General features: G+C 66.2%; 19 protein-coding genes. 16 read left to right on the top strand and 3 right to left on the bottom strand.

Annotated features, from left to right (window positions below):
* Positions 1 to 5: 5 nt before the first annotated feature.
* Positions 6 to 284, bottom strand: a complete 279-nt coding sequence (locus E5790_RS19820; RefSeq protein WP_111205708.1) for a hypothetical protein — start codon at positions 282 to 284, stop codon at positions 6 to 8.
* A 232-nt stretch (positions 285 to 516) separates the two neighbouring features.
* Here E5790_RS19820 and E5790_RS19825 point away from each other — a divergent pair, with 232 nt between their 5' ends.
* The 3 genes from E5790_RS19825 to E5790_RS19835 all read left to right on the top strand — a co-directional run bounded on the left by E5790_RS19825 (position 517) and on the right by E5790_RS19835 (position 2278).
* The gene (locus tag E5790_RS19825; protein WP_111205709.1) at positions 517 to 1044 is read left to right on the top strand and encodes a DUF6622 family protein; all 528 of its coding nucleotides are present in this window, start codon (positions 517 to 519) and stop codon (positions 1042 to 1044) included.
* Between the two features lie 129 nt (positions 1045 to 1173).
* Complete coding sequence (locus E5790_RS22005; protein ID WP_181160698.1) at positions 1174 to 1701, top strand: hypothetical protein; 528 nt, start codon at positions 1174 to 1176, stop codon at positions 1699 to 1701.
* Positions 1702 to 1711: 10 nt separating this feature from the next.
* Positions 1712 to 2278 (top strand): hypothetical protein, encoded by a 567-nt coding sequence (locus E5790_RS19835; RefSeq protein ID WP_032958916.1) that lies wholly within the window; start codon positions 1712 to 1714, stop codon positions 2276 to 2278.
* Positions 2279 to 2291: 13 nt separating this feature from the next.
* Here the strand turns inward: E5790_RS19835 and E5790_RS19840 are convergent, their stop codons facing one another.
* The gene (locus tag E5790_RS19840) at positions 2292 to 3194 is read right to left on the bottom strand and encodes a LysR family transcriptional regulator (RefSeq protein ID WP_010485668.1); all 903 of its coding nucleotides are present in this window, start codon (positions 3192 to 3194) and stop codon (positions 2292 to 2294) included.
* Between the two features lie 109 nt (positions 3195 to 3303).
* Between E5790_RS19840 and E5790_RS19845 the strand changes: the two genes are divergently transcribed.
* The 5 genes from E5790_RS19845 to E5790_RS19865 all read left to right on the top strand — a co-directional run bounded on the left by E5790_RS19845 (position 3304) and on the right by E5790_RS19865 (position 8732).
* Complete coding sequence (locus E5790_RS19845) at positions 3304 to 4425, top strand: 4-oxalomesaconate tautomerase (protein ID WP_136191806.1); 1122 nt, start codon at positions 3304 to 3306, stop codon at positions 4423 to 4425.
* Positions 4426 to 4500: 75 nt separating this feature from the next.
* Positions 4501 to 5559, top strand: a complete 1059-nt coding sequence (locus tag E5790_RS19850; RefSeq protein ID WP_111205752.1) for an ABC transporter substrate-binding protein — start codon at positions 4501 to 4503, stop codon at positions 5557 to 5559.
* 13 nt (positions 5560 to 5572) lie between these two features.
* The gene (locus E5790_RS19855) at positions 5573 to 6406 is read left to right on the top strand and encodes an ABC transporter ATP-binding protein (protein WP_014647218.1); all 834 of its coding nucleotides are present in this window, start codon (positions 5573 to 5575) and stop codon (positions 6404 to 6406) included.
* Positions 6390 to 7166 carry an ABC transporter permease gene (locus E5790_RS19860; RefSeq protein WP_005409726.1) on the top strand — a complete coding sequence of 259 codons (777 nt, stop codon included), beginning with the start codon at positions 6390 to 6392 and terminating at the stop codon, positions 7164 to 7166. The genes E5790_RS19855 and E5790_RS19860 overlap by 17 nt, the downstream gene beginning before the upstream one ends.
* A gap of 132 nt (positions 7167 to 7298) precedes the next feature.
* Positions 7299 to 8732 carry a porin gene (locus E5790_RS19865; RefSeq protein ID WP_111205711.1) on the top strand — a complete coding sequence of 478 codons (1434 nt, stop codon included), beginning with the start codon at positions 7299 to 7301 and terminating at the stop codon, positions 8730 to 8732.
* A 25-nt stretch (positions 8733 to 8757) separates the two neighbouring features.
* Here the strand turns inward: E5790_RS19865 and E5790_RS19870 are convergent, their stop codons facing one another.
* The gene (locus E5790_RS19870; RefSeq protein ID WP_111205712.1) at positions 8758 to 10005 is read right to left on the bottom strand and encodes an arsenic transporter; all 1248 of its coding nucleotides are present in this window, start codon (positions 10003 to 10005) and stop codon (positions 8758 to 8760) included.
* Between the two features lie 293 nt (positions 10006 to 10298).
* Between E5790_RS19870 and E5790_RS19875 the strand changes: the two genes are divergently transcribed.
* The 8 genes from E5790_RS19875 (at position 10299) to xylA (ending at position 21996) form a co-directional block, all read left to right on the top strand.
* The gene (locus tag E5790_RS19875) at positions 10299 to 11480 is read left to right on the top strand and encodes a serine hydrolase domain-containing protein (RefSeq protein WP_111205713.1); all 1182 of its coding nucleotides are present in this window, start codon (positions 10299 to 10301) and stop codon (positions 11478 to 11480) included.
* A gap of 106 nt (positions 11481 to 11586) precedes the next feature.
* On the top strand, positions 11587 to 11799 hold the full coding sequence (locus tag E5790_RS19880; RefSeq protein WP_046430752.1) for a hypothetical protein: 213 nt from the start codon (positions 11587 to 11589) through the stop codon (positions 11797 to 11799).
* A 574-nt stretch (positions 11800 to 12373) separates the two neighbouring features.
* Entirely contained in the window at positions 12374 to 15502 is a 3129-nt protein-coding gene (locus E5790_RS19885) for a TonB-dependent receptor (protein ID WP_014647213.1), read from the top strand.
* Positions 15503 to 15632: 130 nt separating this feature from the next.
* The gene (locus tag E5790_RS19890) at positions 15633 to 16391 is read left to right on the top strand and encodes a SapC family protein (protein WP_049439668.1); all 759 of its coding nucleotides are present in this window, start codon (positions 15633 to 15635) and stop codon (positions 16389 to 16391) included.
* Between the two features lie 3 nt (positions 16392 to 16394).
* Positions 16395 to 17417 (top strand): cupin-like domain-containing protein, encoded by a 1023-nt coding sequence (locus tag E5790_RS19895; RefSeq protein ID WP_111205714.1) that lies wholly within the window; start codon positions 16395 to 16397, stop codon positions 17415 to 17417.
* 11 nt (positions 17418 to 17428) lie between these two features.
* Positions 17429 to 18961: a tryptophan halogenase family protein gene (locus E5790_RS19900; protein ID WP_049439678.1), complete on the top strand. Its 1533-nt coding sequence runs from the start codon at positions 17429 to 17431 to the stop codon at positions 18959 to 18961.
* Between the two features lie 163 nt (positions 18962 to 19124).
* Positions 19125 to 20618: a xylulokinase gene (xylB, locus tag E5790_RS19905; protein WP_111205715.1), complete on the top strand. Its 1494-nt coding sequence runs from the start codon at positions 19125 to 19127 to the stop codon at positions 20616 to 20618.
* A 43-nt stretch (positions 20619 to 20661) separates the two neighbouring features.
* Entirely contained in the window at positions 20662 to 21996 is a 1335-nt protein-coding gene (gene xylA, locus E5790_RS19910; protein ID WP_111205716.1) for a xylose isomerase, read from the top strand.

Raw genomic sequence — 21996 nt, forward strand, 5'->3', positions numbered from 1 at the left:
TCGCCTCAGCCCGGCAGGTCGCACTTCATCTTTCCGTCCACGTAGTAGGGCTTGGGCACTCTCGGGTTCGGGTTGGTCTTCTCGAAGACCACCTCGAACGAGGCGGTGTCGGGCGAGCCCTTGCGCTCGGTACACGCGTCCTGCAGCTTCTTCTTGACCGCAGTGATGCCGACATCGCGGTTGGCACCCTCGGCACTGTTGGTCAGATTCACGGTCTCGGCCGAGGCCAGGGGGCTCAGCGCAAGCAGGGCGCCGGTCAGTATCAGGGTGTGCAGCTTCGTCATGGTTTTTACCTGGCAGGTCTCCAATGAGTGCCCCAGCATAGGGCCGGGCCGTCAACAGCATGTGCCCGGCCCGGCCCGCCCCGGCCGGGTCAGGCCAGGGCGTGCTCGCCACGGCGTAACCGGCGATGGCTGACAGCTGTCACTGGCTGCAACCCGGGCGGAAGCGAATAGTGAGCGCCAAGGCGAGGACACCTCGCCACCACTCAGCCACCACTCACCAGGGGGACCGCTCATGAACATGCTCCAGCAACTCGCCTCGCAGACGCCGATCTGGGTCTGGCTGCTCCTGGCCTTCCTGGTCACCCGTGGCATTGCCGCCATGAAGCCGGCCCAGACCTCGCTGCAGAAGCTGGCGATCGTGCCCGGCCTGTTTGCCGTCTGGGGCGCGTGGTCGATCAGCCATCGTTTCGGCGCGTCGCTGATCGCCTGGAGCGAGTGGCTGGCCGGCATCGCCACGGGGGCCGCGCTTGCCTGGCTGCTGTTGAGTCGATTGAAGCTGACGCTGGACCGCAGCACCGGCAAGCTCTGGCGCAGCGCGGACTTCAGCCTGCTGCCGCTGCTGCTGGTCACCTTCCTGGTGAAGTACGCCTTCGAGGTCGCATTTGCGGTGTCGTCGACGCTGACCGCCAGTGCCGGCTTCAGCGCCGCCTACCTGCTGCTGACCGGCGGGTTCACTGGCGTCTTCGTGGGCAAGTACTGTCGCTACCTGGCCTCGCTGCGGATGGATGCGGCGGGGAAGGGACTGGAAACCGCAGGTTGATTGACCTGGTAGTGCCGGTCGCTGGAGGCTCCGCAGGTCATCGGTAATCGAGTTTGGCGTTACCATCGGAGCGGCTGCACCTCCCGTGAGAGCCCGGGATGGATGGAACCATCTGAGCAGGAATCGATAGTGGAAGCGATATATCCGGTCGGCGTTGCAGGGGGAATGCGGATCATCTGGTTTGCCTGGGTATCAGGTGACCATGATCGGGTGATGTCCAGCAATGGAAGGCCTGTCTGCGACAGCAGCAAGGAAGGGCTGGAGGGTCAGGTTGCCGCGCGCGGCCGAGTCCTGGACTGGGAAGGAGAGTCCGTCATTGACCTCGACTCGCTGATCTCGTCTGTAGATTCAGGGCGGGAGGTCGACCCCGGGGAGGTCGTGGATGCATGGAATTTCATGACGGACCTCTCCAGGGTGATCGACAACGCCCCCAATCAGCTGTTTCATGCCGAGTTGATGGAGACCTATGACATCTTCTTTTCGCAGTGCGAGGTCGCTCAATCGCTTGGTCTGAGATCGATTTCCATTGCAAGGCGCGATCTGGATCGAGCCCTTGTTGTCCTGCGCGACGGAAGGCGAATGGTGCAGGGCATCCAGTTGAACATCGAACGTCCTGCGTCCTCGCCAACCGTCGGGCGCACGCATGAGATCCATTGATCTGTGGACAATGAAACGGAACGCCAGGAAGGCTGGGTTGCGGGTGGTTGGCAACTTTCTGATTGTTTCGTACACGCGCGATGTGATCTCCGGGTTTGCCATGGACCCAGCGCCGTCCTCCATCTATGTATGGACCTTCGCACTTCCGGTCTATGACGGCCTGCCACACCTGCATATGTCTCTCGGCCAGAGGGTCGCTTGCCCGGAAGATCCAAAGGACTTTTTCCGCGGCACGCACGAGGCTCACCTCGCAATGCTCGAAGGGGTGAGAACAGCTGCGGACCTTCTGATGTATGTTGAAGAGGCCGGTTTCGAGGGCGATTACTGCCAATGGGTGAAGTACCTGTCCACCATTCGCCTGGGCGATTTCCCGGCCGCAGACGCTGCACTGAAGAATCTGCTCGCACTGCCGGTGTCCAGCGCGATCCGCGGAAGACTGGACAGGATGCTGGAGGCAATCGGGCGAGGTGGCGAATCAGGCGCGCGGCAGCTTCTGCAGGAATGGTCGATGCAGACGGCCCGATTGATGGGTGGCAGCAGCACATTCGCCTGGAGTCAGGACAGCACAAGCGCGTGAACCGCGCGGTTGCTCACGCCTCCCCACGCCACTGGCTCATCAGCATCTGAAGGAATCGCTCTGCGGTGGGCGAGAGCAGGGCACCCCGTCGGCGGACGATGCCGATCGTGCGCGACACCACCGGGTTGCCGATCGCGCGCGTCACCAGGGTGGGGTGATCCCCGTCCGGCGTGGCCATCTTCGGTAGCACCGACACGCCGATGCCGGCCTCGACCATGCCCAGTGACGTCGACAGGTGCGTCACCTCGTAGTGCCAGCTCAACTTGAGGTTCTCGCGCGCCAGCGCGCCGTCCAGCAGCGTGCGGTTACCGCTGGTGCGATGCACGGTGATCAGCTGGTGCTCGGCCAGATCAGCCCATTCCACTTTGCGCTTGCGGGCCAGCGGATGATCGCGCCGGCAGGCGAGGACGAAGGGGTCCTCGGCCAGCACGTCGAAGTCGAGATTCGGATCGTTGGCGCCCATGAAGTTGATGCCGAACTCGACTTCACCACGTTCCACTGCCTGCAGACCCTCCGTGGCCGGGATATCCAGAATGCGGAAGCGCACGTTCGGGTGTGCTTCGTGGAAACGCGCCATCACGCTGGGCAGGAAGTAGAACGCCGCCGTCGGCAGGCACGCGATGGTCACGGTGGCGCCGCGGGTGTCTTCGCGGCCGCGCAGCGAGAACAGCGAGCCATCGAATTCCTCCAGCATGCGGCGCACCAGTGGCAGCAGGTTCTCGCCGACAGCGGTGGTACTGACGCTGCGCGTGGTGCGCTCCAGCAGCGGCGAACCCACGGCCTGCTCCAGCTTCTGTATCCGTCGGCTGAGCGCCGGCTGGGAGACGTGCAGGATTTCAGCGGCGCGATGGAAGCTGCGTGTCTCCGATACCAGCAGGAACGCGCGTAGATCCAGGATTTCGCAATTGATGCTCATTGGGTATCAATCATCCAAAAATCAGCAATTCACAGATCAATTAGGGTCATGCCAGTATCGAATCACAGAGGGGTCATTCATCCCCTATACGCATCAATCTAGCACACGTATGTCCAACGATCTGCTCAGCATTCCCTGCGTGCTCATGCGCGGCGGCACCTCCAAGGGCCCGTTCTTCCTGGCCAGCGACCTGCCGGCGGACACCGCCGAACGGGATCGCCTGCTGCTGGAAGTGATGGGCTCGGGCCATCCGTTGCAGATCGACGGCATCGGCGGTGGCAACGCACTGACCAGCAAGGTGGCGATCATCGACCGCTCGAGCCGGGCGGACGCCGACGTGGACTACCTGTTCGCCCAGGTCCGGGTGGAGCAGCAGGTGGTGGATACCTCGCCCAACTGCGGCAACATGCTGGCGGCCGTGGGCCCGTATGCTATCGAGCGTGGGCTGGTGCAGGCGCAGGATCCGCAGACCGAGGTGCGCATCCACAACGTCAACACCGGCAAGCTGATCATCGCCACGGTGGAAACGCCGGGCGGCAATGTGGCCTACCGCGGTGATACGCGCATTGCCGGCGCGCCGGGCTCAGCCGCGCCGGTCAGGCTCTCCTTCCTTGATGCGGCAGGCACCCGCACCGGCAAGCTGCTGCCCAGCGGGCATGCGCAGGAAACCATCAATGGCGTGCCGGCCAGCCTGGTGGACTGCGCCATGCCGATGATGCTGGTGCGTGCCGAAGACCTGGGCGTGCGCGGTGATGCCTCGCCCGCCGAACTGAACGCGGACGCGGCGTTCATGCGCCGGCTGGAAGCGCTGCGCATCGAGGCGGGCGCCCGCATGGGCATCGCCGACGCCGGCAACAAGGTCATTCCCAAGCCGGTGCTGCTGTCGGCGCCGCAACAGGGCGGCGATCTGCAGGTGCGCTATTTCATGCCGCACCAATGCCACACCGCACTGGCCATCACCGGTGCGGTCGGCCTGGCCACCGCCGCCGTCACGCCGGGCACGCTGGCCCACACTTTGGTCGGATGCCGGTCCGTTCCCGGCAGCATTACCCTCGAACATCCGAGTGGGGCCCTGGAGGTGGGCCTCAGTCGCAGCTCGGGCGATTCGCCGGTGATTGCCAGCGTGGTCCGCACCGCACGCCGCTTGTTCGAGGGGCGCGTGTACGCGACTTCGCCCGCGCCCGCCACGGCCAGTGCCACCCAAGCCCGCCAATGGACGTCAGCGGCATGATCTGAACCCGGACGGGCCTGCGTAGACGCGCATGCCCGCCATTACAACGTAGATGCTTCACTCCTGGGAGGGATGATGTACAAGCAGTTCTTCTTGGCCGCGCTGTGCGCGGCCGGTCTGGCCGCGGCCGGATGCAGCAACAGCGGGCGCAGCGAAGGCGCATCCGCCGGCGGTGGCGACAATGCCCCGGTACGCATCAGCGTCGGCTCCTACAACCTCAACAACCTGCCGTTCTTCATCGCCGACGCCAAGGGGTACTTCAAGGACGTCGGCCTGCAGGTGAAGACCGAGAACTTTGCCCAGGGCGGCTCCAAGGTATTGCAGGCGCTGGTGGCCAATTCCACCGACGTGGCCGTCGGCTTCTACGACCACACCATCCAGATGCAGGCCAAGGGCAAGGACGTGGTGGCCTTCGTACTGCTCTCGCGCAACTCCGGCCTGGTGATGGCCGGCCGCGAGGATGCCACCTTCGATCCGGCGCGCCCGGAGACCATCAAGGGCCAGAAGGTCGGGATCACCGCGCCGGGCTCCTCGTCCGACTTCTTCGTCCGTCACTTCCTCGCCCAGCACGATATTCCGGCCGACAGCATCTCGTTGATCGGCGTCGGCTCGGGCGCCGCAGCGGTGGCCGCGCTCGAGCAGGGCAAGATCGACCTGCTCGTCAACTATGATCCTGCCGCCACCCTGATCACCGAGCGCAACGTCGGCAGGATCATCCTCGACGCGCGCAGCGACGACGGCGCCCGCCAGGTCTATGGCGGCCTGTACCCGACCTCGGTGATGTACGCCAACCAGAGCTTCCTGGACACGCGTCCCGAAGCGGCCGAGAAGATCGCCCGCGCCGAGCAGATGGCCTTGAAGTTCATCGCCGACAACAGTGCTGAAGACATCGTGGCCGCGCTGCCGGACAGCTACGTCTCCGGTGACCGCGCCACCTATGCCCGCGCGGTGGAGAACGCGCGCGCGATCTTCACCCGGGACGGTCACTTCACGCCTGCCGATCTGGAAACACCGCTGAAGGTGCTGCGTGAGTTCAACACGGATGTCGCCAAGGCCGATATCGATCTGTCCCGGACCTATACCAATGCCTTCGTCGAGCGTGCCAACGCTGCGGCGCCGGCTGCCCAACCGTAAGCGGAGGTAAACCATGGCCCTCAATGCCACTGTGCGCCAGTTCAATGGCGCGCCGCAGCTGGAGCCTGCACAGACCATGGTCGCCATCAACAAGGTGACCATGTCCTTCGGCGAATTCACCGCCGTACGCGATGTCGACATCCAGGTGGGTGACGGCGAGTTCCTTGCCATCGTCGGACCCACCGGCTGCGGCAAGAGCACCATCCTCAATTCCGTGGCGGGCCTGCTGAAGCCGTCGTCGGGCCAGGTCAGCATCGATGGCCGTGCCGTCAGCGGCGTGCAGGAGTCGGTCGGCTACCTGTTCCAGCAGGACGCGCTGCTGCCGTGGAAGACCGCGTACCAGAATGTTGAACTCGGCCTGCGCTTCCGTGGTGTGCCCGAGGCCGAACGCAAGGCCAAGGCCAACGCGTGGCTGGCCAAGGTCGGCCTGGCCGGCTTCGAGCATCGCTACCCGCACCAGCTGTCCGGTGGCCAGCGCAAGCGCGTGCAGATGGCCCAGGCGTTGATCGTCGAGCCGAAGGTGATCCTGATGGATGAGCCGTTCTCGGCGCTGGACATCCATACCCGCCACCTCATGCAGAACGAGCTGCTGAGGTTGTGGCAGGAAGACCGGCGCTCGGTGATCCTGATCACCCACGATCTGGAAGAAGCGATCGCCCTGGGCGACCGCGTGGTGGTGCTGTCCTCCGGCCCGGCCAGCCGCGTGGTGCGCAGTTTCGATGTGGATCTGGAACGGCCGAGGAACGTGGCCGAAATCAAGCTGGATGACCGTTTCACCGACCTGTACCGCGACATCTGGGCCTGCCTGCGCGGCGAAGTGGAGAAGAGCTATGCACGCCAAGACTGACAAGTTCATCCAGCTCGCGCTGGTGGTCGCCGTGTTCGGTGGCTGGGAAGGCGGCATCGCGCTGGGCGTGATCGATCCGTTCTTCTTCCCATCGCCAACCGCCATCGTGCAGCAGGCCTGGACCTGGCTGTCCGATACGTCGTTCTATCAGCATGTCTACATCACGCTGACCGAAACCGCGCTGGGCTACATCATCGGCACCGGCCTGGGTGTGGCCGGCGGCGTCTGGCTCGGCCTGAGCCGCCGCTCGGCACGCATCCTCGATCCCTTCATCAAGGGCTTCAACGCGATTCCGCGCGTGGTGCTGGCGCCGATTTTCGTGCTGTGGCTGGGCCTGGGGCTGTGGTCGAAGGTGGCGCTGGCGGTCACGCTGGTGTTCTTCACCACGTTCTTCAATGCCATGCAGGGCGTGCGCGAGGTGAATCCGGTGGTGCTGGCCAATGCCCGCATCCTGGGGGCGAGCCGCAGTGACCTGCTGCGCCATGTCTACTTCCCCGCAGCGGCGAGCTGGATCCTGTCTTCGCTGCGTACTTCGGTCGGCTTTGCCGTGGTCGGTGCGATCATCGGCGAATACCTCGGCGCCTCGGCGGGCCTGGGCTACCTGATCGCGCAGGCAGAAGGCAACTTCAACGCTGTGGGCGTGTTCGCCGGCATCATCATCCTGGCCGCCTTCGTGCTGGTCATCGACGCGCTGCTGGACGTGGTCGAGAACAAGCTGATCACCTGGCGTCCCAACGCCCAGGCACAGGCCACCAGCTGACCCGGACGGGCTGAGCCCGCCTGCCGCGCCGCCGGGCCGATCCGGCGGCGCGCGCTTCCTTCCCCGATCTTCCCCCGCACCACCGCAACGGGCCAGCGCCAGGCCAGGGGGCCGGCTGGCCGGAGAGAGCCCATGAACCATTCCAACGTGCTGCCGCTGGCAGCGCTGTCGGTCGCGCTCGGCCTGCTGTTGGCCAGTGGCCATGCCGACGCACAGTCCACGTCCTCGCTGCCCGCGCCGCTGAGCCAGGCCGAGCTGTCACGCCTGGTGCAGCAGCAGGCACTGCAGATCCAGCAACTGGAAGCACGCCTCCGCGCCGTCGAGGGCGGGCAGGGCAGTGCGAGGGCACCGTCAACGCCGCCCGCGCCTGCGCTGGAAACGCGGGTGGCCGCACTGGAAACCAGCCAGTCCAGGCTGCCGAAGGTCTCCTGGGCCAAGGGTGCACCGGAGTTCAGCAGTGCCGACGGCACGACGGTGTTCCGCCCCCGTGGCCGCCTGTTCGTCGATGCCTCGAGCACCGACGGTTCGGCGGTCGCCGACCGCAACGTTTCGGGTACCGAGATCCGTTCGGTGCGCCTGGGGGCCGAGGGGCGCTACGGCACCCTGGGCTGGGTCGTGGAGGGCGACTTCGCCGACAACGCGGTGGCGTGGAAGTCGGTCTACGCCACGCTGGACCACACGCTGTTCGGCCTGCCGGCCGATCTCACGATCGGCAACCGCTTGAACGATCGCGGTATCGATGGCTCAAGCAGCACCTCCAACACGCCGTTCCAGGAGCGCAACGTGGTCGGCACGCTGCTGCTGCCGCAGCGCGGCCTGTTTGGTATCGGGCTCACCGAGCGGGTGTATGGAAGGGGCTGGCATGCCAGCCTGTCGGTGGCCGGCAACGACCTCAACAACGCCGGCACCGACAACGACAGCCAGACCTGGGCCACCCGCGTCCACTGGAATCCGCTGGACACCGCCGACGCCACGGTGCATCTGGGCGCATGGGCCTTCCACGAGAAGATTCCCGCCGGGGCCAGCGGCGTGGTGCGCAGTTCGGCCATCGCGGGGCATTTCAACGATCTGGTCAGGATCACACCGGGCACGCTGGTGGGCGCCGAGCGCAGCACCGCCTACGGCGCGGAACTGGCCGGCTTCTTCGGCCCGGCGTGGGCAACCGGCGAGTGGGGTACGCGAAGCCTGCGCGGGGCCGATGCCAGCGGGCGCTATGATCGCGACCACGAAGCGTGGGCGATCTCGGCCGGCTGGTTCCTGGCGGGCGCGCTGCCGTCCTACTCGGGCAAGGCCGGCACGTGGGGCAAGGTGAAGGTGGCCGATCCGGTGACGCGCGGCGGCAGCGGTGCGTGGGAGCTGAAGGGCCGCTATGAGGACGTGGACTATGCCGAACTGCCCAGTGGTGGTACCGGTCACGCGTGGACACTGGGCGCGAACTGGTACCTCAACGATTTCAGCCGGGTGATGTTCGAAGCCGTGCGTTGGCAGACCCGCCACCGCAGCGGCAGTGCTGCGGGCAGGGATGAAGGCACCACCTTCAATACCCGTCTGCAGCTGGTCTTCTAGGGCCGGGCCGCCGCCTGCATTCTGGTCACAGCAGCAACAACGCAGCGATGAGTGCAGGCGGCATCACCAGCGCGCCGACGCGCAGGAAGTCGAGCGCGCTGACATGCTCGCCCTCGCGGCGCAGCGCCACCAGCCACAGCATCGTGGCCAGTGAGCCGGTCACCGACAGGTTCGGGCCCAGGTCCACGCCGATCAGCAGTGCGGCACGGGTCTGTGCGGGCAGTTCAGCCATCTGGCCCAGCGAACCGGCGGCCAGGCCGACCGGCAGATTGTTGGCTACGTTGCTCAGCAGTGCAGCGGCGCCACCGGCCAGCCAGCTGGCCTGGTGGGGAGAAGCCTGCGCCATGGCCTGCAGCGCGCTTGCCGCAGTCTGGATGACGCCGGTCTGCGCCACCGCCTCCACCAGCACGAACAGACCGGCCACCAGCGGCAGCACGCCCCAGGCGACATGCCGCAGCAGCGGCAGCGGGCTATGGCGCTGGCGTATCACCACGACCGCCACGCTCAGCGCGCCGGCGCAGAACGTGGCCAGGCCCAGCGGTCCGTTCAGCGCGGACGTCACCAGCAGTACGCTGCCGGTGAACAGCACGCCCAACGCACTCAGTCGGCCACCCTCGCTCAGCGGGCGATGTTCCGGTGCGGCGACCAGCGGCTGCGCGATTTCGCGCCGGTGTACCCAGCGCAGCACCAGGTAGGTGGCACCGATCGCCGCCGCCGACGGCAGCGCGAACTGCGCCAGCCACTGCAGCAGTGGCGGCATGTGCTGGCCGTACACCACCAGGTTGGCCGGGTTGGAGATGGGCAGCACGAAGCTGGCCGCATTGGCAATGAAGGCGCAGACGAACAGGTAGGGCAGGGGATTGGCGCGCGCCGCCTTGCAGGCCGCGTAGACCGCCGGTGTCAGCACCACGGCCGTTGCATCGTTGGACAGGAACACCGTCACCAGCGTGCCGACCAGGAACACCAGGTCGAACAGGCGTCGCCCCGATCCGCCCGCATGCCGCACCGCGTACAACGCCAGCCAATCGAACAGGCCTTCGCGCCGCGCCAGTTCGGCCAGCACCATCATGCCGACCAGGAACAGGTAGACGTCGCGGCCTTCGGCTACCGCGCCCCATGCGGTCTGCAGCGATACCGCGCCCAGCAGCGGCAACAGGGCGGCAGCACCCAGCGCCCACACATACTCGGGGATGCGGAAGGGACGGAACAGCAGGCCGATGGTGGCAACGGCGACCGCTGCCCAGATCACGAGGGGGGAATGGGGGGCGAGCATGGAGTGGGGGCTTCAGCGGCACCGGCAGCGACCCCGGCGCAGGTGCTCCTGGCGCACGCGATCAGCGGATGGGCGGCCGCTGCAATCATCGCAGGTTCCGGGATCGCCGCATCATACCGTGCGCACTGGCATGGCGACTGCTGGGGGGCCGGGCGGGTTAGTGACGAACCCGGCGTCCAGTGCGGATGGGCAATCAAGCGCGGTATGACTTCAGGCACTGCAGTTTGACTACATGTGTAGTCAAACTGCGGGCACACTCACTGGAAGAGAACGCAATGCCAACGTCCTGCTGGTTGTCCTGCGCCCTGGCCCTCGTGATCGGCATCGCGGGGCCCACCCATGCGACGCCGCGTGCCGACGCCCTCGCCACGATCGAGCGCAACGCGCGTGCTTCGCATACCGATGCGGTGCTCGTGATGCACGACCGGGACACGCTGCTTGAGCTGAAGCCCGCCCCAGCGCAGGAATCCGTGCACCTGATGTCGGCAACCAAGTCCGTCGTCGCGCTGGGCATTGCGTTGCTGCTGGACGAAGGGAAGCTGGCTTCGATCGACGTACCGGTCAGCCAGATCTATCCGGAATGGAAACAGGGCAGGAAGAGCCGCATCACCGTGCGCATGCTGCTGGACCACACCTCCGGCCTGCAGAACGTGGCCAACGCGGGCGCCGAACTGGAAGGGGCCCCGGACCTGGTCAAACTGGCACTGGCAGCCGAGCTGAGTGACGACCCGGGCGCCGTGTTTTCCTACAACAACAAGGCCACCAACCTGCTGCCCGGCATTGTCGAGCGCCTGGCGGGCGAGCCGCTGGATGCCTACCTGGATGCGCGCCTGTTCAAGCCGCTGGGCATTGCCCACCACACCTGGATGAAGGATGAGGCAGGCACTCCGCTGGGAATGGCGGGCCTGTCCCTGCGTGCCGCCGATCTTGCCGCCATCGGGCAACTGTTGCTGGATGGAGGCGTGGCGCCGGATGGCAAACGACTGTTGAGTGAACGGTCAGTGGCATTGATCACTGCTGAAAGTGCCCGTTCGCCTGACGTGGGCCTGTTGTGGTGGCGGATACCAGCGTGGGAACGCTATCAGCTCAAACCCCGGCTGGATGACCTGCTGGCCGGGCACGGCGTTGACGATGACGTGCGCCGCGCCGTGCAGGCCAGCGCGGGGCGCACGTTCGACAGCCGGGGGCAGTTGATCGCATTCCTCACCGAACGGTTGGGTGCGGACGGGCCGCAGCGTTACGCCAGCCAGATCGCCGCGCGCGGCCTGAAGCTCGCCGATCTCTACGACATCACACGGGGACCGGTCGTCGGCTTTGCCGCCAACGGCTACCTGGGCCAATACCTGATGATCGTTCCGGAACAACGCGTCGTCGCAGTGCGCCTGATCCATCGGCGCGAGAGCCACCACGCCCCACAGGACGACTACGCGTCCTTCTTCGCCGATGTCCTGCAATTGGCGCGGGCACTGCAGTAGGTGCTGCCATCATCATGTCCACGCGCTCTGAACAACTTCCTGGAGCCTTCTTCACTGTCGTGCCGCCTAAGGTGGGATGACCCCTTGGCCGCCGGGATACTGAAGCATGTTTGATTACCAGGACTGGACCTTCCACGCCAATGGGCGCACGGTGGTGGCGCGCGTGGCGCTGGACGGCGACGGGGGCGGCACCATCAACCGATACCAGCTGATGCCCGGGCCGGCGCAGTCGGGGCTGTGCATCAAGGTCGCCTCCCAGGACGAGGCCGCGCAGAAACTGGAGGCCGAAGTGATGAAGCTGCTGGGACCGGAGTGGTAGCCCCTGCGTAGCGCCACGGTGAGCGGCTCATCTGCTCCGTCCACGATCACGGCGTTGGCCGCGGAAACGGCGGAGCCGGACGGAACGAGTACGGCGAGCCGACTGCGGCGGCGATGCGCTGGAGAGCGTTCACGGTGCGTTCCTTTCTGGATGACCCGCAGGCGCGGGCATCTTTCCTGCGGCGGGTGAGCGGTGACCGGATGCAGCAGCAGCCCGGTCATCAGTAGCGGGGTGATTCCAGCGCCGCTACGCGCGCTGCCGATTTGCTGCGCTGCATGGTGACAAGCGCGAACCCGGGTGATTACTCTCCGCTGCAACGCGATGGTAGCGCTACCAGTCGGACGGGGATCCAGGGTCCAGGGGCTGCCTTCTTTGCCGCGTGTTTGTCCTGGCAGGCTTGAAAAGCAAGTGTAAGTCGCGGCGTGCTCCAGCAGCCGTGCTGTTCGGTTTGGAATGCGGGCCACGCCCGTGCGTGCCCCTGGGAGGGGGCGGTACATCCATTCGATCGTATGTCAGAGGGGACTTTCATGAGCACTTGCAGTTTCCGTGGCACCCCGGGCCCGAGGTCCGGTTCATGAGCCGCGCGTTGGCGAAGTTCCGGTCCCGGGCCATGTTCACCTTCGTGGGTGGCGCCCTGGTCATCAATCCTGCGTTTGCGCAGGACGCAGCAACGGCAACCGGGCAGCAGCCGCAGAGCCAGTCGCAGCCCACCCAGCTCGATGCAGTGCAGGTCACGGGCATACGCAACAGCCTGAGCCAGGCCATGGACATCAAGCGCGACTCGGCGGGCGTGGTCGACGCGATCAGCGCCGAGGACATCGGCAAGTTCCCCGATACCAATCTTGCCGAGTCGTTGCAGCGCATCACCGGCATCTCCATCGAGCGCCGTGACGGCGAGGGCGCGCAGGTGACCGCGCGTGGCTTTGGTCCGCAGTTCAACATGGTCACGCTCAATGGTCGCCAGATGCCCGGCGCCGATGCATTCGGTGCCTCCGGGCAGGTGGCCATCGGCGGTGTCGACGGCGGCACTCGCGCCTTCAATTTCGCGCAGCTGGCCGCCGAGGCCATCAATGGCATCGAGGTCTACAAGACCAGCCAGGCACAGGTGCCCAGCGGTGGCATCGGCGCGACGATCAACATCCTGACCTCGCGCCCGCTCGACCACGCCGGCATCGTGGCCAATGCCGGGGCAAAGCTGGTCTCCGACCAGAGCCAGCCGTTCGACAACGACCTGACGCCGGAGCTGTCGGGCATCTTCAGTTACAGCAATCCGGAAAAGACCTTTGGCGTCAGCCTCAGCGCGAGCCAGCAGAAGCGCAAGGGCGGCTCGGTGCAGGCCACGGAGAACTACTGGAACGTGCAGCCCTGGACGGGGTCGATGCCGGGCAACCCGACCGTGGTGAACGCCCCGGCCGTCGGCCAGCTCTATGCGCGGCCCAACGACCTGCGCTACGCGTTCTCCGAATTCGAGCGCGAGCGAGTCAATGGCCAGGCCGTGCTGCAGTTCGCACCGACGGACAGCCTGACCCTGACCATGGATTACACCTACTCGACCAACGAGATCACCGAGAATCGTGGCGAGCAGGGCATGTGGCTGCAGAACAGCAACTACACCAATGTCCAGTTCGACACCTCCGGTGCGGTCGCCACCCCGGTCTACATCCGCGAGATCGCCGGCACCAAGGACTTCGGGCTGGAACAGCAGCGCAGCATGCAGGAGTACAAGCTGGGCTCGCTGGGCTTCAACGCGGTCTGGAATGTCAGCGACCGTTTCAAGCTCAGCTTCGATGCGCACAATTCGAAGAATGAAAGCCGCCCCAATGACCCACTGACCGGCGGCGGCTCCATCTTCATGAGCATTGCCGGCACCAACAACTGCACCCGTGGCCCGCATTGCGGTGGCTCCTGGGTACAGGAGTTGAACTTCAACAATGGCCTGCCGGTCGGCACCCAGGTCTGGTATCCCAGTACTGCCGATGCGATCGCCGGGACCAATGGCGTGGTCAATCCGGGCTTCCAGGAAGGCGAGATCGGCACCCAGGTGCTGCGCGTCAACGCGCAGACCCAGATCAGCAAGATCAAGCAGGCGCGTGTCGACGGCGAATGGAACTTCGACCACGGCCGCTTCCAGTTCGGCGTGGATACGAACAAGTCCACCACCCACCGCATCCAGGCCGCCGAGGCCTATTCGACACTGGGCGACTGGGGCGTGGCCAACGTGGACCGGGATACCGCCGCCGGCCTGATGGACCTGCTGCAGCCGGTCAGCATCGTCGGCCTGTTCGATGACTACAGTGCCAACAGCTGGCCGGCCTGGCGCGGCAATGCCGGGCAGCTCGCGCAATGGGCGTCGCGCGAGTACGGCGTCGGCCTGGGCGTGGATCCGCAACGCGCAGCCGACAACTTCGTGGAAGAGAAGACCAAGGCGGCGTACTTCCAGGTGGAGCTGGACGGGGAGCTGGGCGGCATGCGCACCAATACCCGCCTGGGCGTGCGCTATGAAACCACCGACGTGGTGTCGACCTCGGTCATTGCCGTTCCCGAGTCCATCGAGTGGCAGGCCAACAACGATTTCCGCATCGTGCTGTCCGATGAGCAGCAGCCCTTCACCGAGAAGGCCAGGTACAGCTACATCCTGCCCAACCTTGATTTCAGCATCGACCTCACCGAGGAACTGAAGGGTCGCGTTTCGTTCGGCAAGAGCATTGCCCGAGCGCCGTACGGCAACCTGTATGCAGGGCCCGGTGCCCAGCAGCCGTTCGGCTCGGTGCTGATCGATCCCTCGTCGCGCGCCAGCGGCAATTCGCAGAACCCGAGCTTGAAGCCGCTGGAATCGGACAACCTCGACCTGGGGCTGGAGTGGTACTTCGCCGATGCCAGCTATGTGTCATTGACCTACTGGAACAAGTCGGTCAGCAACTTCATCGGCAACACGGTCGTCCAGGAGAGCCTGTACGGCCTCACCGACCCGACCTCCGGGCCGGATGCGCGGGCGGCGTTGGACTTCCTGACCAGCGGCGCCTGCGTGGCCCAGGTCGGGCCGGCCAATGCGGCCGCCTGCTCAGCCAACGACACCTCGCTGTTCACCGCACTGGCGCTGCTGCGCAACAATCCAGCTGGCCTGGGCGCCTACAACGGCACCGATGCGCAGGTACTGGCCACCGAAGCGGCCTACGATCTGTATGGGCAGGCCAACGACCCGCTTTACCAGTTCAACGTCAATCGCCCGATCAACCAGAACAAGTCCAAGCTGCATGGCTGGGAACTGGGCGGCCAGTACTTCTTCGGTGACACCGGCTTCGGCGTGCTGGCCAACTACACCGTGGTCAAAGGTGATGTCGGCTACAACAATGGCGGCGATCCGGGTATCGACCAGTTCTCGCTCACCGGCCTGAGCGACACTGCCAACGCCATGCTGATGTACGAGAAGTACGGGTGGTCGGTGCGCCTGGCATGGAACTGGCGCGACCAGTACCTGATCCTGGCCAACCAGGGTTCCAGCCGCAATCCGTACTACGTGGAGCCGTACGAGCAGTGGGATCTCAGCGTCAACTACGCGCTGGATGACCACTGGTCCTTCAGCCTGGAGGCGATCAACCTGACCGGCGAGGATGTGCGGTGGCGCTCGCGCACCTCGCAGATGATCGTCAAGCTGGCAGACCAGAGCCCGCGCTACATGCTGGGCGTCCGTTACAAGTTCTGAGCCTGGTTGCCGATGCGTCCGGCACGGTACCGCTGCCCGCCAGCGGTGCCGTGCCGGGACGGTGTCGCCGCACCTGCCGCGCCTGCGCTACCCTGCTGGCCAGCCACCCCGCACTGGACTGGATACCTCGATGGCCCGCTATGAAATGCTCAACAACATCGCGCATCGGGACCTGAAGGTCGCCATCGGATTCGGGCCGCAGTTCGGCGATGCGGTGGGCATGGTGCCGGCCTATCCCAGCGAGTTCGCCGAACTGCAGCGCGAGTATCCGATCTTCCTGCGCCGGGAGGCCGGGACCGGGGCGTGGCAGTCCGTGGCCCTGCTGGGTTTCGAGCAGCACGAGAACCTGTACCTGCAGGACGGACGCTGGAATGCCTCCTACCTGCCCGGCGCGGCCGCAAAAGGGCCGTTCCTGATCGGCTTCCAGGAGCACTACGTGGACGGCCTGCTCACCCAGGACGCGGTGATGCACGTCGACCTGGACCATCCGCGTGTCACCTCCGGCGCCGGTGAGCCGGTGTTCCTGCCGCAGGGTGGAAACACGCCTTACCTGGACCACATCGCTGGCGTGCTGCGCGGCATCCACGAGGGCAGTGCCTTCGCGGCCGGCATGTTCACGATGCTCGACGACTGTGGCCTCATCCAGCCGGTCACGCTTGATGTGCAGCTCGCGCCGCATCACCGCGTGGGCGTGAGCGGATTGCACGGCATCGACCGCGAGCGACTGGCGGCGCTGGACAGTTCACGCCTGGCGGCGTTGAACCGCGCCGGTTACCTGGAAGGTGCGTACCTGATGCTTGCGTCGCTGCATAACATGCGCCGCCTGATCGCCGAGAAGCAGCGCCGTCTCCGCGTCCAGGACGGCACCGCGCAGGCGGTCAGGAACTGACCGGTGCAAGCCCGCCTGCCGATACGGATCCTGGAAGGCATCGATCCTGCTGGCTTGCCATTGGCCGCCCTGGTGGAGGCCGGTGAGCCGGTCGTACTGCGCGGCATCGCCAGCGGTTGGCCACTGGTCCAGGCCGGACTGGGTAGCGCGCGTGACGCGATGGCGTACCTGTGCAGCGTCGATGCGGGTGCGCCCATCCAGTACTCGTTCGGCGGCGCCGAGATCGCGGGTCGCCCGTTCTACAGCGCGGACTTCACCCGGCTGAACTTCGAAGTGCGGCGCGGTGTACTCGCCCAGGTGCTGGAAGAGATCGCCGCGACGTTGCATGCGCCGCGGCCGCCAACCTATTACGTGGCCTCGCTGCCGATCACGCGGGCACTGCTGCCGGCATTCGCGCAGGCCAACGATGCCGGGCTGGCGAAGCAGGGCATCGACGCCACAGCCAGCATCTGGATCGGCAACCGGGTGACGGCCTCGTGCCATTTCGACACACCCGACAACCTCGCCTGCTGCGCGGTGGGGCAGCGCGAGTTCACGCTGTTCCCGCCCGCCCAGGTCGACAACCTGTATCCGGGCCCGCTCGATCCCACGCCGGGCGGACAGGTGGTCAGCGTGGTGGACTTCGAGCGCCCCGACTTCGATCGGCATCCACGTTTCCGCGAGGCGCTGGCGCATGCACGCAGCGCGGTACTTGGGCCCGGCGATGCGATCTTCATTCCCAGCATGTGGTGGCACCATGTACGCAGCCTGGAACCGTTCAACGTGCTGGTGAACTACTGGTGGCGAAGCTCACCGGCCTGGCTGGGGTCGCCGCTGGCGGCGCTGCAGCACGCGATGTGGTCCGTGCGCGACCTGCCAGCGCGTGAGAAGCAGGCCTGGGAAGGGCTCTTCCGTTACTACGTATTCGGCCCCGGCGAGCGCGCCGGTCAGCACCTGCCTGAGACGGCGCGCGGGGATCTGGCACCGTTCGACGAGCAGCGCGCCCGCCGCATGCGCGCGATGCTGCTGGGCAGGCTCAACCGTTGAGAGAGGGCACCGTGTTGGATACCCAGAGCACGCCTGCAGGGCGCATCCGCAAGGTGGTCATTGCCGGTGGCGGTACGGCGGGATGGCTGGCCGGCTGCGCGCTGGCGCATCAGTTCCGTGACCAGCTGCAGATCACGCTGGTCGAGTCCGAGCAGATCGGCACGGTCGGCGTCGGTGAGTCCACCGTGCCGCCGATCCGCACCTTCCATCGCTTCCTGCAGATCGACGAGCAGGAGTTCCTGCGCGCGGTGGCCGGCACCTTCAAGCTGTCGATCTCGTTCGAGAACTGGCACCTGTCGGGGGATCGCTTCTTCCATCCGTTCGGCACCATCGGCCACGGCACCTGGGCGGCACCCTTCCATCACTTCTGGCTGGACAGCCTGCGCCGCGGCATGCCCTCGGAGCTTGGCGACTTCAGCCTGGAGAGCATCGCATCGCATGGCGACCGCTTCTCGCTGCACACCCAGCCGCAGGCCAGCTATGCGTATCATTTCGATGCGAGCCTGTATGCGCGGTTCCTGCGCCGCAGGGCCGAGGCCCACGGCCTGCGCCGGATCGAAGGCAGGATCGCCCAGGTCAGGCAGAACGCGCACGACGGTTCGGTGCAGGCGCTGGTACTGGACGACGGCCAGGTGATCGAGGGCGACCTGTTCATCGACTGCACCGGCTTCCGTGGCCTGCTGATCGAGCAGACGCTGGGCACCGGCTACGAGGACTGGCACCAATGGCTGCCGTGCGACCGCGCCGTGGCGGTGCAGACCGAAGCGGTGGCGCCGCCGGTGCCCTATACCCGGGCGATCGCCCACGAAGCGGGGTGGCGCTGGCACATCGCGCTGCAGCACCGCGTTGGCTGCGGGCTGGTGTATGACAGCCGCCACCTGTCCGATGACGAGGCCGCAGCGAAGCTGCTGCGCGATGCCGGGGCTCCACCCTTGCGCGATCCATGGAAGGTGCCGTTCCGCAGCGGGCGCCGGCTGAAGGCCTGGAACAGGAACGTGGTGTCGCTCGGGCTGGCCAGCGGCTTCATCGAACCGCTGGAGTCGACCAGCATCCATCTGACGATCAGCGCGGTAGTGCGCCTGATCCAGCTGTTCCCGTTCGATGGCATCAGTGCGTCGCTGGTGAAGCTGTACAACGATGTCAGCCGCCAGGAAATGGAGCACGTGCGCGACTTCATCATCCTGCACTACCACGCAACCCAGCGCCCCGAACCGATGTGGAAGGCGTGTCGCGAAATGTGCGTGCCCGAATCGCTGCAGCAGCGGCTGAGCGCGTGGCGCGAGCGTGCACATGCGTGGCAGGACCCCGGCGAGGTTTTCCGCGTGGAATCCTGGACCAGCGTGCTGCTCGGGCAGGGCATCGCACCCGGTCCCGCCCACCCGCTGGCGCGGGCCGTGAGCGACGCCGATCTGCGCACCCTGTTGAAGGGCATCCAGCAGCCCGTGCAGCAGGCTGCCGCGCAGATGCCGGCGCAGGCGGAGTTCATCGCGCAGTACTGCAGGTCCGGCGTGGACGTGTGGCGTTCGACGGCAGCAGGCGCGTAACAGGGTTTTGCGTTGCAGCACGCTTTTTCCGCTGCAGCTGGTTACAGTGCGGCAACACCGCTGGCGATGACGCGCGCGGTGGCAACGAGGGGGCCGGACACCACGCCCCCTTTTTGAGTCCACGGAATGTTAGCGCTACCTTTTTTGATCGGAGGCGGTTTCGATGGGTCTGGTTGCAGGGATCGATGCAGGGACGCAGAGCCTGAAGGTGCTGGTCTATGACCCGCGGACGCAGGTGGTGGTGGCCTCGGCCAGCGTGCCGCTCGCGCTGGACAGCGGTGCCGACGGCAGCCGTGAACAGGCGCCTGCCGGCTGGGTGTCGGCCCTGCGCGACTGCTTTGCCAAGATCGACCCCTCGCTGCGCGCTCGCATCGTCGCACTGGCGGTATCGGGGCAGCAGCATGGGTTTGTGCCGGTTGATGATGCTGGCGAGGTACTGGCGCCGGCCAAGCTGTGGTGCGACACCAGCACCTCGGCCGAATGCATCCAGATCATGGACGCCGTGGGCGGGTTCCAACGGACCATCGCGCTGGCGGGCAACCCGATCCTGGCCGGCTACACAGCGTCCAAGCTGCCCTGGACCCGGATCCACCGTGCCGACGCCTATGCGCGGCTGGCGACCATCCTGCTGCCACACGACTACCTGAATTTCGTGTTGACCGGGCAGCGGTTCTGCGAGCTTGGCGATGCGTCCGGAACCGGCTGGCTGGACGTGCGCACACGCACCTGGTCGCAGGAACTGCTGCGCGCCACCGATCCTGATCGTGATCTTGCCGCCTGCCTGCCGCCGATCGCCGCACCCGACGCCCTGTTCGATATCGCGCCGAAGGCCGCGGCCGCGCTCGGGCTTGCAGCGGCGGTGAAGGTGGCCGTTGGCGGCGGCGACAACATGATGGCGGCGATCGGCACCGGCTGCGTCACGGAAGGTCGACTGGCGATGAGCCTGGGAACCTCCGGAACGCTGTTCGCCTATTCCGGCTCGCCAATGATCGATCCGGACGGCGCGTGGGCGGCGTTCTGCTCGTCCACCGGTGGCTGGCTGCCGCTGATCTGCACCATGAACTGCACCGTAGCCACCGAACGCGTGGCCAGCGCCTTCGGTTTCAGCACCCGCGACGGCGATGCGCACCTCCACGCGACGCCGCCGGGCGCAGGGGGGCTGGTGATGCTGCCGTTCCTCAATGGCGAACGCACCCCCGACCTGCCGCTGGGCAAGGGCGTGCTGGCTGGCCTGGACATTGCCAATTTCACCCCGGCGCACGTGTACCGCGCCGCCGTGGAGGGCGCGACCTACAGCCTGAAGTACGGCTACGACGCCTTCGTCCGCGCGGGCATGCAGTTCGATCGCATCGTGCTCACCGGCGGCGGCAGCAACAGCGCGGCCTGGCGTCAGCTGGTGGCTGATGTGTTCGGCCTGCCGGTGGACGTCCCGGTGCAGGCCGAAGGCGCGGCGTTTGGTGCGGCACTGCAGGCGCTGTGGGCGCTCGCCCGGGCGCAGGGAGACGCCGCCTCGATCAGCGACATCACCGCGCGCCACGTCACCGTCGATCCCGCGCAGTCCGCACGGCCGGATCCGGATCGCAGCGCTGCCTATGCACGGGCCTACGCACGCTTCCTCAGCCATCTTGATGCCATCACGCCGCTGCAGCGCGGCTGATGGCTCCTCCACGACACCCCGTACAACGACAGGAGCACGCACCATGAGCACGCAGCCCTTCATCGGCGCCAAGGAGTACTTCCCCGGCGTCGGCCGCATTCCGTTCGAGGGCAAGGGCTCGGACAATCCGCTTGCCTTCAAGGTCTACGATGCAAACCGGGTCATCGGTGGCAAGACCATGCAGGAGCATCTGCGCTTCGCCGTGTGCTACTGGCACACCTTCTGCAATGCCGGGCACGATCCGTTCGGCCCGGGTACCCGACAGTTCCCGTGGGAGGCAGCCTCGCCACTGGCCACGGCCGAAGCGAAGGTGGACGCGGCGTTCGAGTTCTTCACCAAGCTGGGCGTGCCGTACTGGTGCTTCCACGATATCGACCTGGCGCCGGATGCCGACGACATCGGCCAGTACCAGAAGAACCTCTCGCACATGGTGGCCCTGGCCAAGGCGCGCCAGGAGGCCACCGGCGTCAAGCTGCTGTGGGGCACGGCCAACCTGTTCTCGCACCCGCGTTACATGAACGGCGCATCGACCAACCCCGACTTCGCGGTGGTCGCGCGCGCAGCGGTGCAGGTCAAGGCCGCGCTGGAGGCCACGGTCGAACTCGGCGGCGAGCACTACGTGTTCTGGGGCGGACGCGAAGGTTATGCGTCGCTGGCCAATACCCAGATGAAGCGCGAGATCGAACATTTCGCGCGCTTCCTCACCATGGCCCGCGACTACGGCCGCAGCATCGGCCTGAAGGGCAACTTCCTGATCGAGCCCAAGCCGATGGAGCCGATGAAGCACCAGTATGACTTCGACAGTGCCACGGTGGTGGGCTTCCTGAAGGAGCATGGGCTGGACAAGGACTTCAAGCTCAACATCGAAGCCAACCACGCCACGTTGTCCGGGCACACCTTCGAGCACGACCTGCAGGTTGCGTCCGACCATGGCCTGCTCGGCAGCATCGATGCCAACCGCGGCAACGCGCAGAACGGCTGGGACACCGACCAGTTCCCCAGCGATCTGTACGACACGGTGGGTGCAATGCTGGTCGTGCTGCGCCAGGGCGGGCTGGAGGGCGGGTTGAACTTCGATGCCAAAGTGCGCCGTGAGTCGACCGACCTGGAGGATCTGTTCATTGCCCATATCGGCGGCATGGATGCGTTCGCACGCGGGCTGGAGGTTGCCCATGCACTGCTGACCGAGTCGCCCTGGGAGCAATGGCGCAAGGAGCGCTACGCGAGTTTCGACAGCGGCGCCGGCCAGGAGTTCGAGCGTGGCGCGCTCAGCCTGCCGGACCTGGCGGGCCTGGCCGCCCGCCTCGGCGAACCGCACCAGGCCAGCGGCAAGCAGGAGCGTTACGAAAACCTGCTCAACCAGTACCTGCTGCGCTGA

The sequence above is a fragment of the Stenotrophomonas sp. PAMC25021 genome (assembly GCF_004795795.1).
Taxonomy (GTDB): Bacteria; Pseudomonadota; Gammaproteobacteria; order Xanthomonadales; family Xanthomonadaceae; genus Stenotrophomonas; species Stenotrophomonas muris.